Annotated in this window: 15 protein-coding genes; 9 read left to right on the forward strand and 6 right to left on the reverse strand. The window is 70.6% G+C overall.

Features of this window, described 5'->3' with window-relative positions; all coding sequences use genetic code 11:
• Positions 1 to 89 precede the first annotated feature (89 nt).
• The 5 genes from ABZU99_RS00465 (at position 90) to ABZU99_RS00485 (ending at position 9,246) form a co-directional block, all read left to right on the forward strand.
• The gene (locus ABZU99_RS00465) at positions 90 to 2,084 is read left to right on the forward strand and encodes an alpha-1,4-glucan--maltose-1-phosphate maltosyltransferase (protein ID WP_355953692.1); all 1,995 of its coding nucleotides are present in this window, start codon (positions 90 to 92) and stop codon (positions 2,082 to 2,084) included.
• Entirely contained in the window at positions 2,081 to 3,817 is a 1,737-nt protein-coding gene (gene treS / locus ABZU99_RS00470) for a maltose alpha-D-glucosyltransferase (RefSeq protein WP_356044449.1), read from the forward strand. The genes ABZU99_RS00465 and treS overlap by 4 nt, the downstream gene beginning before the upstream one ends.
• A 251-nt stretch (positions 3,818 to 4,068) precedes the next feature.
• Positions 4,069 to 5,607 carry a phosphotransferase gene (locus ABZU99_RS00475; protein WP_356044446.1) on the forward strand — a complete coding sequence of 513 codons (1,539 nt, stop codon included), beginning with the start codon at positions 4,069 to 4,071 and terminating at the stop codon, positions 5,605 to 5,607.
• Between the two features lie 449 nt (positions 5,608 to 6,056).
• Positions 6,057 to 8,249 carry a 1,4-alpha-glucan branching enzyme gene (glgB, locus tag ABZU99_RS00480; protein ID WP_356044537.1) on the forward strand — a complete coding sequence of 731 codons (2,193 nt, stop codon included), beginning with the start codon at positions 6,057 to 6,059 and terminating at the stop codon, positions 8,247 to 8,249.
• A 73-nt stretch (positions 8,250 to 8,322) separates the two neighbouring features.
• Positions 8,323 to 9,246: an intradiol ring-cleavage dioxygenase gene (locus ABZU99_RS00485; RefSeq protein WP_356044443.1), complete on the forward strand. Its 924-nt coding sequence runs from the start codon at positions 8,323 to 8,325 to the stop codon at positions 9,244 to 9,246.
• A 172-nt stretch (positions 9,247 to 9,418) separates the two neighbouring features.
• Here ABZU99_RS00485 and ABZU99_RS00490 read toward each other — a convergent pair whose 3' ends face one another.
• Positions 9,419 to 10,852 carry a cation:dicarboxylase symporter family transporter gene (locus ABZU99_RS00490; RefSeq protein WP_356044440.1) on the reverse strand — a complete coding sequence of 478 codons (1,434 nt, stop codon included), beginning with the start codon at positions 10,850 to 10,852 and terminating at the stop codon, positions 9,419 to 9,421.
• A gap of 163 nt (positions 10,853 to 11,015) precedes the next feature.
• Between ABZU99_RS00490 and ABZU99_RS00495 the strand changes: the two genes are divergently transcribed.
• The gene (locus ABZU99_RS00495; protein ID WP_356044437.1) at positions 11,016 to 12,638 is read left to right on the forward strand and encodes a sensor histidine kinase; all 1,623 of its coding nucleotides are present in this window, start codon (positions 11,016 to 11,018) and stop codon (positions 12,636 to 12,638) included.
• A 301-nt stretch (positions 12,639 to 12,939) separates the two neighbouring features.
• On the opposite strand, the gene ABZU99_RS00500 is transcribed toward ABZU99_RS00495, so the two are convergent.
• Together ABZU99_RS00500 and ABZU99_RS00505 are read right to left on the reverse strand one after the other, a co-directional pair.
• Positions 12,940 to 13,554, reverse strand: coding sequence for a TetR/AcrR family transcriptional regulator (locus ABZU99_RS00500; RefSeq protein WP_356044435.1), 615 nt, complete (start codon positions 13,552 to 13,554; stop codon positions 12,940 to 12,942).
• Positions 13,554 to 14,402: an oxidoreductase gene (locus ABZU99_RS00505; RefSeq protein ID WP_356044433.1), complete on the reverse strand. Its 849-nt coding sequence runs from the start codon at positions 14,400 to 14,402 to the stop codon at positions 13,554 to 13,556. Before ABZU99_RS00505 ends, ABZU99_RS00500 begins: the two co-directional genes overlap by 1 nt.
• Positions 14,403 to 14,929: 527 nt before the next feature.
• Here ABZU99_RS00505 and ABZU99_RS00510 point away from each other — a divergent pair.
• The 3 genes from ABZU99_RS00510 (at position 14,930) to ABZU99_RS00520 (ending at position 18,097) form a co-directional block, all read left to right on the forward strand.
• Positions 14,930 to 15,637 (forward strand): response regulator, encoded by a 708-nt coding sequence (locus ABZU99_RS00510; RefSeq protein WP_355953715.1) that lies wholly within the window; start codon positions 14,930 to 14,932, stop codon positions 15,635 to 15,637.
• Between the two features lie 172 nt (positions 15,638 to 15,809).
• The gene (locus ABZU99_RS00515) at positions 15,810 to 17,180 is read left to right on the forward strand and encodes an extracellular solute-binding protein (protein WP_356044534.1); all 1,371 of its coding nucleotides are present in this window, start codon (positions 15,810 to 15,812) and stop codon (positions 17,178 to 17,180) included.
• Positions 17,180 to 18,097 (forward strand): sugar ABC transporter permease, encoded by a 918-nt coding sequence (locus ABZU99_RS00520; protein ID WP_356044430.1) that lies wholly within the window; start codon positions 17,180 to 17,182, stop codon positions 18,095 to 18,097. The genes ABZU99_RS00515 and ABZU99_RS00520 overlap by 1 nt, the downstream gene beginning before the upstream one ends.
• Before the next feature lie 15 nt (positions 18,098 to 18,112).
• Here ABZU99_RS00520 and ABZU99_RS00525 read toward each other — a convergent pair whose 3' ends face one another.
• The 3 genes from ABZU99_RS00525 to ABZU99_RS00535 form a co-directional block, all read right to left on the reverse strand.
• A complete protein-coding gene (locus ABZU99_RS00525) occupies positions 18,113 to 18,346 on the reverse strand; it encodes a hypothetical protein (protein WP_356044427.1) in 234 nt (77 codons plus the stop codon).
• A 92-nt stretch (positions 18,347 to 18,438) separates the two neighbouring features.
• Positions 18,439 to 18,627 carry a DUF397 domain-containing protein gene (locus tag ABZU99_RS00530; RefSeq protein ID WP_356044425.1) on the reverse strand — a complete coding sequence of 63 codons (189 nt, stop codon included), beginning with the start codon at positions 18,625 to 18,627 and terminating at the stop codon, positions 18,439 to 18,441.
• Between the two features lie 3 nt (positions 18,628 to 18,630).
• Positions 18,631 to 19,512 (reverse strand): helix-turn-helix transcriptional regulator, encoded by an 882-nt coding sequence (locus ABZU99_RS00535; protein WP_356044422.1) that lies wholly within the window; start codon positions 19,510 to 19,512, stop codon positions 18,631 to 18,633.
• Positions 19,513 to 19,525: the final 13 nt, after the last annotated feature.

Raw genomic sequence — 19,525 nt, forward strand, 5'->3', positions numbered from 1 at the left:
CCGCAACCCGTCGCCCGGCGGCAGAAACGATACAAAGGACACAAAAAGCCGCCGAAGCACATCAGCCCGCAACGCCGTCAGGTGATCCTATGATCGGTCGCATTCCCATTCTGGATATCCGTCCGCTGATCGACTGCGGCCGCCGCCCCGCCAAGGCGGTCGTGGGCGAGACCTTCGAGGTCAGTGCCACCGTGTTCCGGGAAGGTCACGACGCGGTCAGCGCCAATGTCGTCCTCCGCGATCCGGCCGGCCGGTCCGGCCCCTGGACCCCGATGCGTGAACTCGCGCCCGGCACCGACCGCTGGGGCGCCGAGGTCACCCCCGGTTCGCCCGGCCGCTGGTCGTACACGGTCGAGGCATGGAGCGATCCGGTCGCCACCTGGCGCCACCACGCACGCATCAAGATCCCCGCCGGGATCGACACCGATCTGGTCCTGGAGGAGGGAGCCCGGCTGCATGAGAGGGCCGCGACCGGTGTGCCCAAGAACGACGGCCGGGAGGCGGTGCTGCAGGCCGTCGACGGGCTGCGGGACGAGCGGCGCCCGGTGGCCGACCGGCTCGCCGCCGCCCTCGCCCCCGACGTCACCGCCGCCCTCGACCGCCATCCGCTGCGCGAACTGGTCACCTCCTCGCGCCCGATGCCGCTCCAGGTCGACCGGGAGCGGGCGCTGTTCGGCTCCTGGTACGAGCTCTTCCCGCGCTCCGAGGGCGCCAAGGCCGTCGAGGGGCGGCGGCCGGTCAGTGGCACCCTGCGCACCGCCGCCGAGCGGCTGCCCGCCGTCGCCGCGGCGGGCTTCGATGTCGTCTATCTGCCGCCGATCCACCCCATCGGCACCGCGTTCCGCAAGGGACCCAACAACGCGCTCTCGGCGGGCCCCTATGACGTCGGCTCCCCCTGGGCGATCGGCTCGGCCGACGGCGGGCATGACGCGATCCACCCCGACCTCGGCACCCTGCACGACTTCGACCACTTCGTCGCGCGGGCGCGCGAGCTGCGCATGGAGGTGGCGCTGGACTTCGCACTCCAGTGCTCACCGGACCATCCCTGGGTCACCGAGCACCCCGAGTGGTTCCACCAACGGGCGGACGGCACGATCGCGTACGCGGAGAACCCGCCCAAGAAGTACCAGGACATCTATCCGATCGCCTTCGACGCGGACTTCACCGGGCTGGTCCGCGAGACCGAGCGGGTGCTGCGCTTCTGGATGGCCCATGGCGTCAAGATCTTCCGCGTCGACAATCCGCACACCAAGCCGGTGGTCTTCTGGGAGAAGGTCATCGGCGACATCAACCGCACCGACCCCGATGTCCTCTTCCTCGCCGAGGCGTTCACCCGCCCCGCGATGATGAACACGCTCGGCGCGATCGGCTTCCAGCAGTCGTACACCTACTTCACCTGGCGCAACGACAAGCGGGAGCTCACCGACTATCTGACCGAGCTGTCCGGGGACGCGGCCGCCTGGATGCGGCCCAACTTCTTCGTCAACACCCCCGACATTCTGCACGCCTACCTCCAGAAGGGCGGCCGCCCCGCCTTCGCGGTACGGGCCGTCCTGGCCGCCACCCTCTCCCCGACCTGGGGCGTCTACGCGGGCTACGAGCTGTGCGAGAACACGCCGCTGCGCGCCGGGAGCGAGGAGTACCTCGACTCGGAGAAGTACCAGCTGCGGCCGCGCGACTGGGCGGCGGCCGAGCGCGAGGGCCGGACCATCACCCCGCTGATCACCCGGCTGAATCGGGTGCGCCGCCGCCATCCGGCCCTGCGGCGACTGCGTAACCTCAGATTTCACCACGCCGACAACGAATCCGTCATCGTCTACTCGAAGCGCACGGGAGATTCGTGCGTGCTCGCGGTCGTCAACCTGGACCCCCACCACACCCAGGAGACGACGGTCTCGTTGAACATGCCGGAACTCGGCCTCGAATGGCACGAGTCCGTCCCGGTGCGCGACGAGCTCACCGGCGAGACCTATCACTGGGGCAGGGACAACTATGTGCGCCTGGAGCCGGGGCGTGAGATGGCTCCCGCGCATGTGCTCTCCCTGCGACCGTCCTCACCGATCGGAGGGTCACCCACACCATGATCGTCAACGAGCCCGTACCGGACACCTTCGAAGACACCCCCGCCAAGGACCGCGATCCCGACTGGTTCAAGCGCGCCGTCTTCTACGAGGTCCTGGTCCGCTCCTTCCAGGACAGCAACGGCGACGGCGTCGGCGACCTGAAGGGACTCACGGCCAAACTCGACTATCTGCAGTGGCTGGGCGTGGACTGCCTTTGGCTGCCGCCGTTCTTCGCCTCCCCGCTGCGCGACGGCGGCTATGACGTCTCGGACTACACCGCTGTCCTGCCGGAGTTCGGGGATCTCGCGGATTTCGTCGAGTTCGTGGACGCCGCCCATCAGCGCGGGATGCGCGTCATCATCGACTTTGTCATGAACCACACCAGTGACCATCATCCGTGGTTCCAGGAGTCCCGCACCGACCCGGACGGACCGTACGGCGACTACTACGTATGGGCCGACGACGACAAGCAGTACCAGGACGCGCGGATCATCTTCGTCGACACCGAGGCGTCCAACTGGACCTTTGACCCGGTACGCAAGCAGTACTACTGGCACCGCTTCTTCTCGCATCAGCCGGACCTCAACTTCGAGAACCCGGCCGTCCAGGAAGAGGTACTGGCCGCCCTGCGCTTCTGGCTGGACCTGGGCATCGACGGGTTCCGGCTGGACGCCGTCCCGTATCTGTACGCCGAGGAGGGCACCGACTGCGAGAACCTCCCCCGTACGCATGAGATGCTCAGGCGCGTCCGGGCCGAGATCGACGCCCACTACCCCGACACCGTGCTGCTGGCCGAGGCCAATCAGTGGCCGGAGGACGTCGTCGACTACTTCGGCGACTACGAGGCGGGCGGCGACGAATGCCATATGGCCTTCCACTTCCCCGTCATGCCGCGCATCTTCATGGCGGTGCGCCGCGAGTCCCGCTATCCGGTCTCGGAAATCCTCTCCAAGACCCCCGCGATCCCTTCCGGCTGTCAGTGGGGCATCTTCCTGCGCAATCACGACGAGCTGACTCTCGAGATGGTCACCGACGAAGAGCGCGACTACATGTACGCGGAGTACGCCAAGGATCCGAGAATGCGCGCCAATATCGGCATCCGCCGACGACTGGCGCCCCTGCTGGACAACGACCGCAATCAGATCGAGCTGTTCACGGCGCTGCTGCTGTCCCTGCCCGGTTCGCCCATCCTGTACTACGGCGACGAGATCGGCATGGGCGACAACATCTGGCTCGGCGACCGCGACGCCGTCCGCACCCCCATGCAGTGGACCCCCGACCGGAACGCGGGATTCTCCTCCTGCGATCCGGGGCGGCTGTTCCTGCCGACCATCATGGACCCGGTCTACGGCTATCAGGTCACCAATGTCGAGGCGGCCATGAGCAGCCCGTCCTCGCTGCTCCACTGGACCCGCCGGATGATCGAGATCCGTAAGCAGAACCCCGCCTTCGGCCTGGGCTCCTTCACCGAGCTGCCGTCCTCCAACCCCGCCGTCCTCGCCTTCCTCCGGGAGGCCCCCACCACCCGGGACGGCGAGGACGACCTGGTGCTGTGCGTGAACAACTTCTCGCGGTTCGCCCAGCCCACGGAGCTCGACCTGCAGGCGTTCGCCGGCCGCCATCCGGTCGAGCTGATCGGCGGGGTGCGCTTCCCGGCCATCGGTGAGCTGCCGTATCTGCTGACCCTGGCCGGGCACGGCTTCTACTGGTTCCGGCTGCGGCACAACGAGACCGCGGGCCACTGGGCCGACTGACCGGCCGATTTCGGCCAGGCCGTTACGGGCCCTCGTCCGTACGCGTCCATCCCGGGCGCGTACGGGCGTTTTCGACCCCCCGTCATGGGCACTCTGTGTACTACCGCCGCAGCGGAGCGCCGATCGCGTACTCCGTACTCGCCGTACGGACGATCCTCGCCCGACACGTCCCGCACCGTCGCACAGTCAATGCCGCAATCCGGGACACTTTGCCCTGATATGTCGTGTGCCCGGGGAAAGGACGCGACGCCATGCCGGAAGCTTCATTCTCCCGGGGGGCACATCACCCGCCGACCGCTGTACCACGGGCCGAGCCCCCGTCACCCGCCGTCCGCGCCGCCGCCGGGTCCGGTGACACGGGGTCGGCCGCGCTGCTCGCCTCGCTCGCGCCGCTGCTCGCCGAGTGGCTGCCCCGGCAGCGCTGGTTCGCGGGCAAGGGCCGCCCCGTCACCGGATTCGCGCTCGTCTCCGCGACCCAGCTGCTGCCGTGCGCGGCGCGCGGCGCCACGCCCGGGCTGCTCCATCTGCTCATCCGCGCCCAGCAGCCGGAGCCGCCCGGCCATCGGCACGGATTCGGCTGCGGGCACCGGCGCGGCGCGGCGGCCAGCGACTGCTATCAGATCCTCCTCGGGGTGCGCTCCACCCTTCCGCCGCCGCTCGCGCACGCGCTCGTCGGCCGCCCGAGCGGCGGGCCGCTGGACGGGCGCACGGTGTACGAGGCCCTGTTCGACCCCCGGCTGGCCGGGCTGCTGCTGGAGCGGCTGCGGGTGCCGGGCCGGCTCGGACCGCTGCGGTTCGTCCGCGAGCCGTCCACGGTCATCCCCTCCGTGCTGGCACCGCGGCTGATGACCGCCGAGCAGTCCAACTCCTCGGTCATCTACGGCGATACGTTTATTCTCAAGCTCTTCCGCCGAGTCAGCCCCGGCACCAACCCCGACCTCGAACTCCCCCTCGCCCTCGCCCACACCGGCTGCACCCGGGTGCCCGCGCCCGCCGCCTGGTTCGAGGCCGAACCGCCCGCCGAGAGCGCCGGGCCCCCGCCCGAGCCCTTCACCCTGGGCGTGCTGCAGCCCTACCTCACCGGTTCCACCGACGGCTGGCGGCTCGCCCTGGACGCCCTGGCCGTCCACGACGACTTCACCGACGCCGCCCGCGCGCTCGGCCACGCCACCGCCGAGGTCCATCTCGCCATGGCCCGCGCGCTGCCCACCTCCGTCCTGCGGCGGCCCCAGCTCGAGCACCTCGCGGCCGCCATGAGCGAACGGCTCGACTCGGCGGCCGCCGCGGTGCCCGCGCTCCAGCCGTACCGCGCCGCGCTGCACGGCGCCTACGAGGACCTGGCCGCGCTCGGCCGCGCCGGCCGCACCTGGGCGGCCCAGCGCATCCACGGCGATCTGCACCTGGGACAGGCGCTGCTGACGACCGGCGCCGGAGGTGAAGGGCGGTGGTCGCTGATCGACTTCGAGGGCGAGCCGTCACGTCCGCTCGCCGAGCGCCGCCGCCCACAGCCGCCGGTGCGCGACATCGCGGGCATGCTCAGGTCCTTCGACTACGCGGCGGCCGTGGGGAAGCACGAGAACCCCCAGGAGTGGGCCGGCCGGACCCGCGCCGCCTACTGCGCGGGCTACGCGGACGCGTCCGGCACCGACCCGCGCGCCGAGCCGGAGCTGCTGCGCGCCCACGAGACCGACAAGGCCGTGTACGAAGTCCTCTACGAGGCGCGCCACCGCCCCGACTGGCTGTCCGTCCCCATGACCGCGATCCGCCGTCTCGCCGGCGCCCGCACGTGACCTGACGTCCGCTCCGTCCCCTCTGTCGCCCCCGATACCTCCGGGAGGACCACCCCGTGACCGCACGCCCCCCCTCCAGCCAGTACCCGTCCGACGAGGACCCGGGGCGCGGTCCCGCCGCCACCGGCGCCAGGACCGGCCCGCCGGTCCCGCCCACGTTCCTCCCCGACCGCGCCCGGCCCCGCACCGAGGCCCGCCCGGCGGCCGGGGGCAGCGGTCCGGGCCGCGACGCGCGCCTGTCGTACGACTCTCCGCCCCGGCCCCGCGCGCCGCGCGCGGAGGCCGGGCCGGGAGAGGGGGCAGGGGCCCCGTCCCGGACCGCCGGGGCGCATCCCGCCACCGCGAACGCCACCGCGAACGGCGGCGCGAAGGGCCGGCCGCCGGTCACCGGGCGGCCCACCGCGCGGGCCGGCCGCCGGGACGATGCCGCGGCCTACGCCGAGCGGGGGGTGCGGGCCGCGCCCGCGCTCGATGACGACGAGCGGCAGCGGCTGCTCGCCGGCGCGCACCACGATCCGCATGCCCTGCTCGGCGCCCATCCCGTCCGCGGCGGCGCCCTGTTCCGGGCGCTGCGCCCGTACGCCCGCTCCGTGACGGTCACCGCCGCCGGGCTGCGCGCCCGGCTGCACGCCGACGGCGACGGGCTGTTCTCCGGGGTGCTGCCGCTCCAGGAGATCCCCGACTACCGGCTGCTCGTGGCGTACGAGGACAACGAGGTGGAGGTCCACGACCCGTACCGCTTCCTGCCCACCCTCGGCGGACTCGATCTGCACCTGATCGGCGAGGGCCGCCACGAGGAGCTGTGGCGGGCGCTGGGCGCGCATCCGATGAGGCACCAGGGCGTGGCCGGGACCCGGTTCACCGTCTGGGCGCCCGACGCGCGCGGGGTGCGCGTCACCGGCGACTTCAGCTACTGGGACGGCAGCGCCTTCCCGATGCGCTCGCTCGGCGGCAACGGCGTCTGGGAGCTGTTCCTGCCGGGTGTCGGCGAGGGCGCGCTGTACAAGTTCCAGATCACCCGCCCGGACGGCAGCCACACCCTGCGCGCCGACCCGATGGCACGGCGCACCGAATGCCCGCCCGCCACCGCCTCCGTCGTCCACTCCTCGCACCACCGCTGGCGCGATGACGCCTGGCTGGCGCGCCGGGCGGACCTGCGCGTCCACGAATCCCCGTTCTCGGTGTACGAGGTGCACCTGCCGTCGTGGCGGCCGGGGCTGACCTACCGGCAGCTCGCCGAGCAGCTCCCCGCCTACGTCAGGGACCTCGGCTTCACCCATGTCGAGCTGATGCCGGTGGCCGAGCACCCCTTCGGCGGGTCCTGGGGCTACCAGGTCACCGGCTTCTACGCGCCCACCGCCCGTCTGGGGACCCCCGACGACTTCAAGTACCTGATCGACGCGTTGCACCAAGCGGGCATCGGCGTCCTGGTGGACTGGGTGCCGGCGCACTTCCCCAAGGACGCCTGGGCGCTGGCGGAGTTCGACGGCCGCCCGCTGTACGAACCGGCCGACCCCTTGCGGGCCGCGCATCCGGACTGGGGCACGCTCGAGTTCGACTACGGCCGCACCGAGGTCCGTAACTTCCTGGTGGCCAACGCCGTCTACTGGTGCGAGGAGTTCCATATCGACGGCCTTCGGGTCGACGCCGTGGCCTCCATGCTCTATCTCGACTACTCCCGCGAGCCCGGCCAGTGGACGCCCAACGCGCACGGCGGCCGGGAGAACCTCGACGCCGTGGCCTTCCTCCAGGAGATGAACGCCACCGTCTACCGCCGCTGCCCGGGCGTGGTCACCATCGCCGAGGAGTCCACCGCCTGGGACGGCGTCACCCGCGCCACTCACCACGTCGGCCCGAGCGGCTTCGGCGGCCTCGGCTTCGGGCTGAAGTGGAACATGGGGTGGATGCACGACTCGCTGGGCTATGTCGCACACGAGCCGGTGCACCGCAAGTACCACCACCATGAGATGACCTTCTCGATGGTGTACGCCTACAGCGAGAACTATGTGCTGCCCATCTCGCACGACGAGGTAGTGCACGGCAAGGGCGCCCTCGTCTCGAAGATGCCCGGTGACTGGTGGCAGCAGCGCGCCAACCACCGCGCCTATCTCGGCTTCATGTGGGCCCACCCGGGCAAGCAGCTGCTCTTCATGGGCCAGGAGTTCGCGCAGGGCGCGGAGTGGTCGGAGTCCCACGGCCCCGACTGGTGGCTGCTGGACCCCTCGTACTCCGCCGAGGCCGACCACCGCGGCGTCCGCGACCTGGTCCGCGACCTCAACCGGGGGTACGCCGCCACGCCCTCCCTGTGGCAGCGCGACACCGACCCGGAGGGCTTCGCCTGGGTCGACGGCGACGGCTACGAGGACAATGTGTTCGCCTTCCTCCGCTTCGACGCCGAGGGCACACCGCTGCTGGCCATCAGCAACTTCTCACCGGTGGTTCGCCATGAGTACCGGATCGGGGTGCCGGGCGAGGTGCCCGAGTGGCGCGAGGTGCTGAACACCGACGACCGGCGCTACGGGGGCAGCGGCGTCACCAACCCGGAGCCGCTGAAGTCCGAGCCCACCGCCTGGCACGGCCGCCCCGCCTCCCTCCTCCCGGTCCTGCCCCCGCTCGCCACGATCTGGCTGCGCCCGGCTTGAGGCGGATCCCTTCACAGCTGATCCCCAGCCGCTGCCCAGGCCCCGCTCATCCTGGAATCCTAGGTTCCAGGGCATGGCGAACGACGAACAGCACACACCCTCAGCGCAGGACGACAACGCTCCCGCCACACCGAGCCCCAACCGCCGAAAGGTCCTGACCGTCCTCGGCGGAGCGGGACTGGGGGTGGCGGGGGTCGCGGCCTACGCCGCCCAGGCGTCGGCCGGGCCGGGCGGCTCCACCACGAACTCGGCCGCCACCAGCTCCCCCACCGGGGGCTCCACGGCCACCCCGCAGTGCGTCCTCACCGCCGAGCAGATGACGGGTCCCTACTACCTGGAGGACGAGAAGGTCCGCCGCGACATCACGGAGAACCGGCCGGGCGTCCCGCTCGCCCTCACCTTCCAGGTGGTGGACACCAAGACCTGCAAGCCCCTGTCCAACGCCGCGGTGGACATCTGGCACTGCGACGCCGGCGGTGTCTACGCCGGATACACCGCCATCTCGCCGGACGAGCCCTACGACCCCAGCAAGGCGGACGAGAACGGGCACGTCCCGAACACCGACGAGACGACGTTCCTGCGCGGAATCCAGCTCACGGACAGAAAGGGCAAGGCGACGTTCAAGACGATCTTCCCGGGCTGGTACTACGGCCGCACCACCCATATCCACCTCAAGGTGCACTACGAGGGTGATGTCCAGGGCGGGACGTACGAGGGCGGCCATGTCGCCCACACCGGCCAGGTGTTCTTCTCCGACGAGGTCGCCGACGCCATCGCCAAGCTGGATCCGTATGCGAAGCACACAAAATCCGAGCGGGTCAAACTCGCCGAAGACCGCACCGCCCAGTCGGCGGGGGCGGCCTCGATCGTCTCGCTCCGGCAGGTCGCGCGGGGCCGCTACGACAAGGGCCTGACCGGCTCGATCGTGCTGGGCGTCGACCCGGACGCGACGCCGCCCGAGGCGGGCGGTCGGCCGCGGCCCAGCGACGCCGCCTGAACGGCTCTCCGCCGCCGATCCCACGTTCCCCCCGCCGACCCCGATGCCCGCGCCGGTGACGATGCCCGCGCCGGTGACGAGCCGGCAACCGACCGCGGCCCTGCCCCGATTCAGGAGGGCAGGGCCGCGGTCGCGCGTAAGGCGTCAGGCGTCAGCCGTCAGCCGTCAGGCGTCAGGCGGGGACGTGCTCCTTCGCCGTGTCGCCACCACGCTGCTCGGGGAGGGTCTTGCCCTCGCCCTCCTTGCCCGGGTCCGCCTCGCCGTCACCGCCGTGGCCCTGGCGGGCGAATGCCTCCGCGTCGAACGGCAGCCGGCCCGCGAGGACCTCCCGCATGCGCTCCTTGTCGATCTCCTTGGTCCACGTGCCGACCAGGACGGTGGCGACAGCGTTGCCCGCGAAGTTGGTCAGCGCGCGGGCCTCGCTCATGAAGCGGTCGATGCCGACGATGAGACCGACGCCGTCCACCAGTTCCGGGCGGTGCGACTGGAGACCACCGGCCAGGGTCGCCATGCCCGCGCCGGTCACCCCGGCCGCGCCCTTCGAGGCCACGATCATGAAGACGAGCAGGGATATCTGCTGGCCGATCGAGAGCGGGTCACCCATCGCCTCGGCGATGAACAGCGAGGACATGGTCAGGTAGATCGCGGTGCCGTCCAGGTTGAAGGAGTAGCCGGTCGGCACGGTGATGCCGACGACCGGCCTGCTGACGCCCGCGTGCTCCATCTTGGCGATCAGCAGCGGCAGCGCCGACTCGGACGACGACGTCGAGAGGATCAGCAGGAACTCCCGCGCCAGATACTTCAGCAGCAGGAACAGATTCACGCCCGCGACCAGCCGCAGCAGTGTGCCGAGGACGACGATCACGAACAGCGCGCAGGTCACATAGAAGCCGATCATGATGACCGCGAGCGCCTTGAGCGCGTCCAGACCGGTCTCGCCGACCACCGCGGCGATCGCGCCGAAGGCGCCCACCGGCGCGGCCCACATGACCATCGACAGCAGCTTGAAGACCAGCTGCTGGATGTGGCCGACGCCGCGCAGCACCGGCTCGCCCGCCTTGCCCATCGCCTGCAGGGCGAATCCCGCCAGCAGGGCCACGAACAGCGTCTGCAGCACCTCACCGCCGGTGAAGGCGGAGACGAGGGTGGTGGGGATGATGCCGAGGACGAAGTCCGCCGTGGACTCGCTCGCGCCCTCCGCCTGGCTCTGCCCGGCCTGAGCTGCCTCATGGCTCATGTGCAGCCCGCTGCCGGGCTCGAGTATGTTGCCGACGACCAGGCCGATGGCCAGGGCGACGGTCGACATCACCATGAAGTAGCCGAGGGCGAGACCGCCGACCGCGCCGACCTTCGCGGCCTTCCGTACGGAACCGATGCCGAGCACGATCGTGCAGAAGATGATCGGCGAGATCAACATTTTGATCAGATTCACAAAGCCGGTGCCGATGGGCTTGAGCTCCACCGCCACCCCGGGGGCGGCGAACCCCACGATGATGCCGAGCACCACCGCGCCGATGACGGCGAGGTAGAGGTAGTGAATCCTTTCCTTCTTCGTCCGATCGGGCTCGTGACGTCCCGATGCGGGCGGCGAGGTCTGCGCAGCCACGGTGCTGCCCCCTTCTTCATCTGCCGTCCAACTGTCCTGGCGCTGTACTCGTGCGGCTCGCACTCCGCCTTGAACGGTCCCGGCGACTATGCCCCACGCTGTGACGGGGGTCACCCTTGCGTTCATTTCGTTCATACAAAGATGCGTGTGCAGACTGATGGCCATGCGCGTCCCCCACCCCCGGAGCCTGGCCGGCCAGCTCTTCGCCATGCAGGTCGTGCTGGTCGCGGCCCTGGTGGCCGGATGCGCCGTCTTCGCCTACATGACCGGCCGGAACCAGGCGGAGGTCGCCGCACGCCGCCAGGCCACAGCCGCCGCGGCCGCCGTCGCCGACTCCCCGGCGGTCGCCCAGGCCGTACGGTCCGACGACCCCAGCGCCCGGCTCCAGCCGTACGCGGAGAAGGTGCGCCGCGACACCGGCGTCACCTTCGTCACGATCATGAATACCCGCGGCATCCGCTGGACCCACCCCGACCCCGACCGGATCGGCGGGGAATACCTCGGCCACATCCGGCCCGCGCTGCGCGGCCGGATCTTCCCCGAGACCTACACCGGCACGCTGGGCCCCTCCGTGCGCGTCGTCGCCCCCGTCCGCGATCCACGGGCGGGCGGCCGGATCACCGCGCTGGTCAGCGCGGGCATCACCGTGGAAACCATCAGCGCCCAGGTGCGGCGACAGCTGCTCGCCCTGCTCGGCGTCGCGCTCGCCGCCCTCGCGATCGGCGGCGTGGCCGCGTACGTCATCAACGCCCGGCTGCGCCGCCATACGCACGGGATGAACGCCGCCGAGCTGAGCCGCATGCACGACTACCACGAGGCCGCGCTGCACGCCGTCCGCGAGGGGCTGCTGATGCTCGACGGCCGGCGGCGGATCGCGCTGATCAACGACGGGGGCCGTGAGCTGCTCGGCCTGCCCGAGGACTCGGTCGGCCGCGACGTCTCCGAGCTCGGCCTCCCCGCACCGCTGACCGGCGCCCTGCTGGCCGCCGAGCCACGCGTCGACGAGCTGCATCTGACCGCGGAGCGGGTCGTGGTCGTCAACACCTCGCCGGTCAGCAGCGGTGAGCGGTGCGGCACGGTCGTCACCCTGCGCGACCACACCGAGCTCCAGGCGCTCTCCGGCGAGCTGGACTCGGTCCGCGGCTTCGCCGAGGCCCTGCGCTCCCAGGCCCATGAGGCCGCCAACCGGCTGCACGCCGTCGTCTCCCTGATCGAGCTGGGCCGGGCGGACGAGGCGGTCGACTTCGCGACGGCCGAGCTGGAGCTCGCCCAGGCCCTCACCGACCAGGTGGTGGCGGCCGTCGCCGAACCCGTGCTGGCCGCGCTGCTGCTCGGCAAGGCGGCCCAGGCCAACGAGCGCGGCGTCGAGCTCGTCCTCGCCCCTGACAGCCGGATCGACGACGGCGTCCTGCCACCGGGGCTCCCCGCCCGGGACCTGGTCACCATCCTCGGCAACCTCATCGACAACGCCACGGACGCGGCGGCCGAGGGCATGGGCGGCGATACGGCCCCGCGCAGCGCCCGCGTCACGGTCACCGCCCGCGCGGACGGCGGCGAGCTGACGCTGCGCGTCGCGGACACCGGGCCGGGCCTGGACCCGGCGGCCGCCGAGGAGGCATTCCGCCGCGGCTGGTCCACCAAGTCGCCGGGGCGCGGCCTCGGCCTGGCCCTGGTCCAGCAGGCCGCGCGCCGCAACGCGGGCACGGTGGAGGTCACCAGGTCGGAGGAGGGCGGCGCGGCCTTCACCATCCGCCTCCCCCTGTCCTCCCCGGCCGCCATGCCATGAGCGGCGCGACGCCCTCCCCAGCCCCGCCATGCCATGAGCGGCGCGACGCCCTCCCCGGCCGCCATGCCATGAGCGGCGCGACGCCCTCCCCGGCCGCCATGCCATGAGCGGCGCGACGCCCTCCCCAGCCGCCATGCCATGAGCGGCGCCACGTCCTCCCCAGCCGCCATGCATGAGCGGCGCCACGTCCTCCCCAGCCGCCATGCCATGAGCGGCGCGACGCCGCGTGCCGTGGCGGCACCGCCGTCGGTGGTGCCCTCCGCTGCGCACCGCGCGCCTCACCGCGTCCATGGCAGATACCTCAGGTGATCAGACCGGCGCTGGTCAGCCAGATGTGTTCGCATGTCGCCGACGCCTCTTGGAGCTTCTCGCGGGATTCCTGTGAGGCGTGGTAGAACGTCCGCTCGATCATCCAGCACAGGGCGCGCGCCATCGCTGAGGCTTGGTCCGGTGCGGCGCCGGCCTGGATGCCGGCACGTTCCAGGACGGCGGTGATGGCCGCGATGAACAGGTCAGCCGTGTGGTTCCACAGCTCGCCGATCTCCGGCACGGTCACCGACAAGTCGATCGCCGTGCGCATGACCAGGCCGTGCTCGTTCCACAGCTCGACCGTGCGCCGCATGGCTGCCGCGATGGCCTGGCGCGGCTCGTCCGTCTGCGCGGTGACCCGGGACCGTTCCCACAGGTGCTCGACGGTCCGGGCCACGAGTGCCGTGACCACGTCTTGCTTGGAGGCGAAGTAGAAGTACAGGGCGCCACGTGTGATGCCGGCTCCCTGGGCTATGTCGCCGACGGTCATGGCGTCGTAGCCGTTTTGCGCCAGCAGGGCCTCGCAGGTGTCGAGGATGGCCCGCTCCCGGACATCCCCCTTGCGCTCGGTGGTGCGACGGCTGCGCGCGGAATGGTGGCCGGGCATCAGAGCTGAGCGCCCTCGGCGAAGTCGGTCGTACGGGAGAGCACCTCCCATGCGCGGATGTCCTCGTCCACGGCCGTGCGGGCGGCGGTGACCAGCCGCAGCGCGTCCGAGCCCAGGACGAGGTGGGCCGGCGGCTGCTCGACCGAGGTGATGTGCACGAGGGCGTCCCCGGCCTTGGCCGGATCGCCCAGCTGGTTGCCGCTGGCCTTCTGCCGCGCTTCGCGGATGGGGGTGAACAACTCGTCGTAGTCGTCGACGGTCCGCGCGGCGCGTGTCATGGACCGTCCGGCCCAGTCGGTGCGGAAGGAGCCGGGCTCGATCGCCGTCACATGGATTCCGAACTGCGCGACTTCCTTGCCCAGCGCCTCCAGGATGCCCTCCAGGGCGAACTTGCTGCCGCAGTAGGCGGACATGCCGGGCACGGCCATGAGCCCGCCCATGGAGGTGACGGCCATCAGGTGTCCGCGGCGGCGGCGGCGCATGTGGGGCAGTGCCGCCTGCAGGGTGGCCACTGCCCCGAACACGTTGACCTCGAACTGCCGTCGCACCTCGGCCAGCGGGGTTTCCTCGAAGGTTCCCTCCAGGCCGTAGCCGGCGTTGGCGACGACGACGTCCAGAGGGCCGACGCTCCGCTCGACCTCCGCGACCGCGCCGGAGACGGCGTCACCGTCCGTCACGTCCAGGATACGGCCGTGAGCGTGCCCGGGCCTGAGCTCTTCGAAGGCCCGCAGGTCCTTCTCGGAACGGATGGTGCCTACGACGGTGTGCCCGGCGGCCAGGGCGGCTTGGGCGAAAGCGCGCCCAAGGCCCGTGCTGACGCCGGTGATGAGCCAGTTCTGCTTCTGCACTGCTCCTCCACAGAGGTCTCGCGAGGAGCCGGGTCGCCCCCTTCAGCAAAAGTCTACACAGTGTCAATTTTTCTCGATACCACGTCGATTCTGGTAGTGCTCACGGGATGGAGCCCTCAAGGTCATCCGCGTGCCGCGCACCGCCCCCGATGGGCGGCGGGCCCGGCAAGGGCTCGCCCCGGCGGGCCGGGCGCGGCCGGGGCGCCCGGCCCTCGGCGCCGAGGGCCGAGGGCCGGGGCGCCCGGCCCTCGGCCCCGGCCCCGGCCCTGACCCTGGCCCCGGCCCTGGCCCCGGCCCCGGCCCCGGCCCCGGCCCTGGCCCCGGCCCCGGCCCTGGCCCTGGCCCTGGCCCTGGCCCTCGACCCTGACCCCGCCCCTGACCCCGGCCCCGGCGCTGACCCCGGCCCCGGCCCTGACCCCGGCCCCGGTCCCGGCCCTGGCCAGCGGCGGTTACCCTCCGTAAATTGGAGCCCTGAGCTCCCGCGCCCCCGACCCGCCCGATACCCGTGGCCGAGAGGAATCCGTCCCATGAGCCCGACGCAGGCGACACCGGCGAAACCGGCGCCGATCCGGGTTCTCGTCGTCGAAGACGACCCCGTGGCGGCGGACGCGCATCGGATGTACGTCGAGCGCGTCCCCGGATTCTCCGTGGTCGGGACGGCACGCACGGGCGGCGATGCGCAGCGCCAGCTGGAGCGGACGCCCGCCGATCTGCTGCTGCTGGATCTCTACCTCCCCGACGGCCACGGCCTCCAGCTGGTGCGGGCGCTGCGCGCGGCCGGGCACGGGGCGGATGTCATCGCGGTCACCTCGGCCCGGGATCTCGCCATGGTGCGGGACGGCGTCTCGCTCGGGGTCGTGCAGTACGTACTGAAGCCGTTCACCTTCTCCACCCTCCGGGACCGGCTCCTCCGGTACGCCGAGTTCCGGGCGACCGCCGGCGAGGCCAGCGGGCAGGAGGAGGTGGACCGCGCGCTCGCCGCGCTGCGCGCTCCGCAGCCGGCCGCGATGCCGAAGGGGCTGACCCAGGCCACCCTTCAGGCGGTGACGGAGGTGCTGCGCGGCGCCGGGGAGGGGATCTCGGCCGCGGCGACGGCCGAGACGGTCGGCATCTCCCGGATCACCGCGCGCCGTTATTTGGAGCATCTGGTGGACGCGGGACGGGCGGCGCGCGCCCCGCACTACGGGCAGATCGGCCGCCCGGAGCTCCTCTACCGCTGGCTCAGCGAGTCATAACGGCCGTGGAAAGCCGGTGGAAAGCCGGTGGAAAGCCCTGGAAAAGGGGCCGTGGGCGAGGCCCGCCCTTCGGTCAAGTGACCTGACTGGTCAGGGGGATTGACCTTGCGTTGAAGGCGACCTTACGGTCAGGCCGCAGCCCTCAGAGGCCCGCAAGGAGGAGGTCGTGCCCGTGCGCCCCACCGCCCCACTGATCCTCGCCGCCGCCACCCTCGCCGCCACCGCGGGCCTCACCGCCTGCGGCGGCGGTTCGGGCAGCGACCCGAACACCATCAAGGTCGCCTACAACCGGAGCACCGACAACAAGATCCGCTTCAAGGACAACCACCTCGCCGCGGTGAAGAAGCAGTTCGAGAAGGCGAACCCCGGCAAGAAGGTCAAGCTCATCCCGATCCAGGCGCAGGACAACGACTACGCCACCAAGGTGCAGCAGATGATGCGGTCCCCGAAGACCGCCCCCGATCTGGTCTACGAGGACACCTTCCGGATCAACTCCGACATCAAGGCGGGCTATCTGCGCCCGCTCGACGACTATCTGGCCAAGTGGAAGAGCTGGAACCAGTTCGTCGACACGGCGAAGGCGGCCGCCAAGGCCGAGGACGGCAAGACGTACGGAGTGCCGGACGGCACCGACACCCGCGGCCTGTGGTTCAACAAGAAGACCTTCGCCAAGGCCGGGCTCCCGGCCGACTGGGCGCCCAAGAACTGGGACGACATCCTCAAGGCCGCGCGCACCATCAAGAAGAAGGTCCCCGGCGTCACCCCGCTCAACGTCTACACCGGCAAGGCCCCGGGCGAGACCTCCGTCATGCAGAGCTTCGAGATGCTGCTGTACGGCACGGGCGGCGTGGACGGAAAAGCGCTGTACGACCCCGACGCGAAGAAGTGGGTCACCGGCGGCCAGGGCTTCCGGGATTCCCTGGGCTTCCTCAAGACCGTCTACTCCGAGAAGCTGGGCCCGGACATCTCCGACGCGCTCGATCCGAACGTCGGCACCACCGTCTTCAGCGAATGGCTGCCCGAGGGCAAGCTCGCCATCGCCCTCGACGGCTCCTGGCTCGGTCAGAACTGGCTGAAGACCGGCGGCAAGCCGTGGCCCGAGTGGTCGAAGACACTCGGGCAGGCCGCGATGCCCACGCAGCACGGCCAGGCGCCCGGCAAGGTCAGCATGTCCGGCGGCTGGACGTGGGCGATCAGCGCCAAGTCCAGGAAGCCCGATCTGGCCTGGAAGTTCATCGAGCAGCTCCAGACCAAGGAGAACGCGGTCCGGTGGGACATCGTGGACGCCCAGATCGCGGTCCGTAAGGACGTCGCGAAGGACCCGGAGTACACCGCCTCCATGCCCGGCATCACCTTCTTCACCGGCCTGGTGCGGCACACCCACTACCGCCCCGCCACCTCCCTCTACCCACAGGTCTCCACGGCCATCGGCGAGGCGATGGAGGCGGCGACCGCGGACAACGCCTCGCCGGCCTCCGCCGCCAAGTCGTACGACCAGCAGCTGAAGTCCATCACCGACGGCGCCACGGTGAACAAGGGCTGATGACCACCGCGACCAAGGTGGCGGCGGTACGGGCCGATGCCCCGGCGCGCCCGGGGAACCGCCGCCACCACCCCCTCCGCTGGCTCCCGATCGCCCCGGCCACGCTGCTCCTGTTGCTCTTCCTCGGCGGGCCGATCGGCTACTGCGTCTATATCGCCTTCACCAATATGCAGCTGACCGGCGCGTCCACCACGGACTTCGTCGGCCTCGACAACTTCCGGCGCGCCTTCGGGGACGACGACTTCCGCAACGCGGTCGTCCTCACCCTCGTCTTCACCGTCGTCTCGTCCCTGGTCGGCCAGAACACCCTGGGCCTGGCCCTGGCCGCTCTGATGCAGCGCGCCTCGCGGCCGGTGCGGACCCTTACCGGCTCTGTCGTCATTGCGGCGTGGGTGCTCCCCGAGATCGTCGCGGGCTTCCTGCTGTACGCGTTCTTCCGTCGCGAGGGCACGCTCAACGAGGTGCTGGACTGGCTCGGTCTGCCGTCGCAGAACTGGCTCTATACCCTGCCGATCCTCGCCGTCTCCTTCGCCAACGTCTGGCGCGGTACGGCCTTCTCCATGCTCGTCTACTCCGCCGCGCTCTCGGAGATCCCCAAGGAGATCACGGAGGCGGCCGAGGTCGACGGGGCCGGTGGGCTCGGCCGCTTCTGGCACATCACCCTGCCGATGATCCGCCGCTCCATCGGCACCAACCTGATGCTCAACACCCTGCAGACGCTTTCGGTCTTCGGCCTCATCTGGGCGATGACCCGGGGCGGCCCCGGAAACCGCAGCCAGACGCTGCCGGTCTTCATGTACGACCAGGCGTTCAACAAGTCGCTGATCGGCTACGGGACGGCGGTAGCGCTGCTGCTGTTGCTGGTGGGTGGTTTGTTCTCGGTGGTCTATCTGCGACTGATGAGGGAGGAGGTCTGAGCCGCCCCGCCCCCATCACGCCTCGCCCTTCTTGACCTTGTACAGGTCGAGGTCCTTGTTGACGAACAGATGGACGTAGCCGCAGCTCCAGCAGATCAACCCGGTGGCCGACTCGTTCGCCCAGGCGAAGTTCAGGAACTCCGCGGCGGAGCTGTTGAGCTTCACCTCACGGTCCCGGAACAGATCACCCTGGCAGAACGTGCACGTGATCCACGTGTCCCCGATAGCCGCACGCACAGGCTTGGCCACGCGTCCCCACCCCGCTCTTTCCCTTGTTACCGACCAGCGCACGTGTTCGCACCAGCCACGCGGGCGCCAGCATAGTCACGGGCTCGGCCCGCCTAACCGATCCGCCCCTCGATCAGGGCGGCCCGGAAGGCCGCCCAGGCCGTGGGTGTGCACCGGAGTATGGAACCGTCGGGGCGCTTTGAGTCGCGCATGGCCACGGTGGCGGGGACGTTGGTGGCCACCTCGACGCACTCCTCATATGGGTCACTGTGACTTGACTTGCGGAAAGCGAAAGCTGTCACTGCTCAGACTTCCTTGATGAGGGCCTCGATGAAGGCTCGGGAGTCGGAATCGCGGAGGGCGCGCTGCGCCGTCTTCTCGAAGATTCTTACGTGTTGAGCAGCACCATCGCCACCCTCAACCCACACGTAAGAGTGCGACGACTCCACGTAGACCACGTCCATGGCTCCCGGCTCGGCGAACGAGAGCACGTTGAAGGAGCCAGACAGCCCCTCGGCAAAGCCAGCGCTGAACGGGAGCACTTGCACCGTGACATTGGGCCGCTCTCCCCAGTCCAGGATGCTCACCAACTGCGCACGGAGCATCTCCGGTTCAATCGCGGGGATGCGCAGCGCGGCCTCCGGAATGATGGTCCAGAGAGAAGGCGGTGACTCCCCGGAAAGCCGCTGCTGTCGCGCCACCCTGGAAGCAACGAACCTCTCGGTCTCATCAGGATGCTCATCCGGTAGCGCGAAGCGCCGTAGCACCCGTACGTACCCAGCAGTCTGGAGCAGGCCCGGAACGAACGAAACCTGCCAAGCCTTGATCGCGGTGGCAGCGCTCTCCAGCGGCACGTACTCCCTCATCGTGTTGGTGAGCGGTACGTCGTTCCACCAGCCCTTGGCCTTGCGACGCTCGCGGTCGATACGCGCCAACTCCAGCAGCATGCCCACCGTCGCAGGGTCGTTCGCGCCGTACAGCTCGCACAACGCGCGGATGTCCGGGTCGCGCATCGGAACCCAGCCACCCTCCATCTTCGCGACCTTGGTGGTGGATCCGGTAAGGACCTTCGCGGCGTGGGTCTGGGTCAGGCCCGCCGCTGTGCGGAGCTTGGTCAGCTCGCCACCGAGCCTGCGTCCCAGAACGGTCGATGTGCTGTTGCCCTGCATCGGCTGACTTGTCGTCACGCGCACAGTCTGG

The organism is Streptomyces sp. NPDC005266 (assembly GCF_040607655.1).
GTDB lineage: Bacteria > Actinomycetota > Actinomycetes > Streptomycetales > Streptomycetaceae > Streptomyces.

Coding starts and splice junctions, on each gene's coding strand:
- ABZU99_RS00465 (WP_355953692.1), top strand. CDS start 90: ATGATCGGTCGCATTCCCATTCTGGATATCCGTCCGCTGATCGACTGC.
- treS (WP_356044449.1), top strand. CDS start 2,081: ATGATCGTCAACGAGCCCGTACCGGACACCTTCGAAGACACCCCCGCC.
- ABZU99_RS00475 (WP_356044446.1), top strand. CDS start 4,069: ATGCCGGAAGCTTCATTCTCCCGGGGGGCACATCACCCGCCGACCGCT.
- ABZU99_RS00485 (WP_356044443.1), top strand. CDS start 8,323: ATGGCGAACGACGAACAGCACACACCCTCAGCGCAGGACGACAACGCT.
- ABZU99_RS00495 (WP_356044437.1), top strand. CDS start 11,016: ATGCGCGTCCCCCACCCCCGGAGCCTGGCCGGCCAGCTCTTCGCCATG.
- ABZU99_RS00500 (WP_356044435.1), bottom strand. CDS start 13,554: ATGCCCGGCCACCATTCCGCGCGCAGCCGTCGCACCACCGAGCGCAAG.
- ABZU99_RS00510 (WP_355953715.1), top strand. CDS start 14,930: ATGAGCCCGACGCAGGCGACACCGGCGAAACCGGCGCCGATCCGGGTT.
- ABZU99_RS00520 (WP_356044430.1), top strand. CDS start 17,180: ATGACCACCGCGACCAAGGTGGCGGCGGTACGGGCCGATGCCCCGGCG.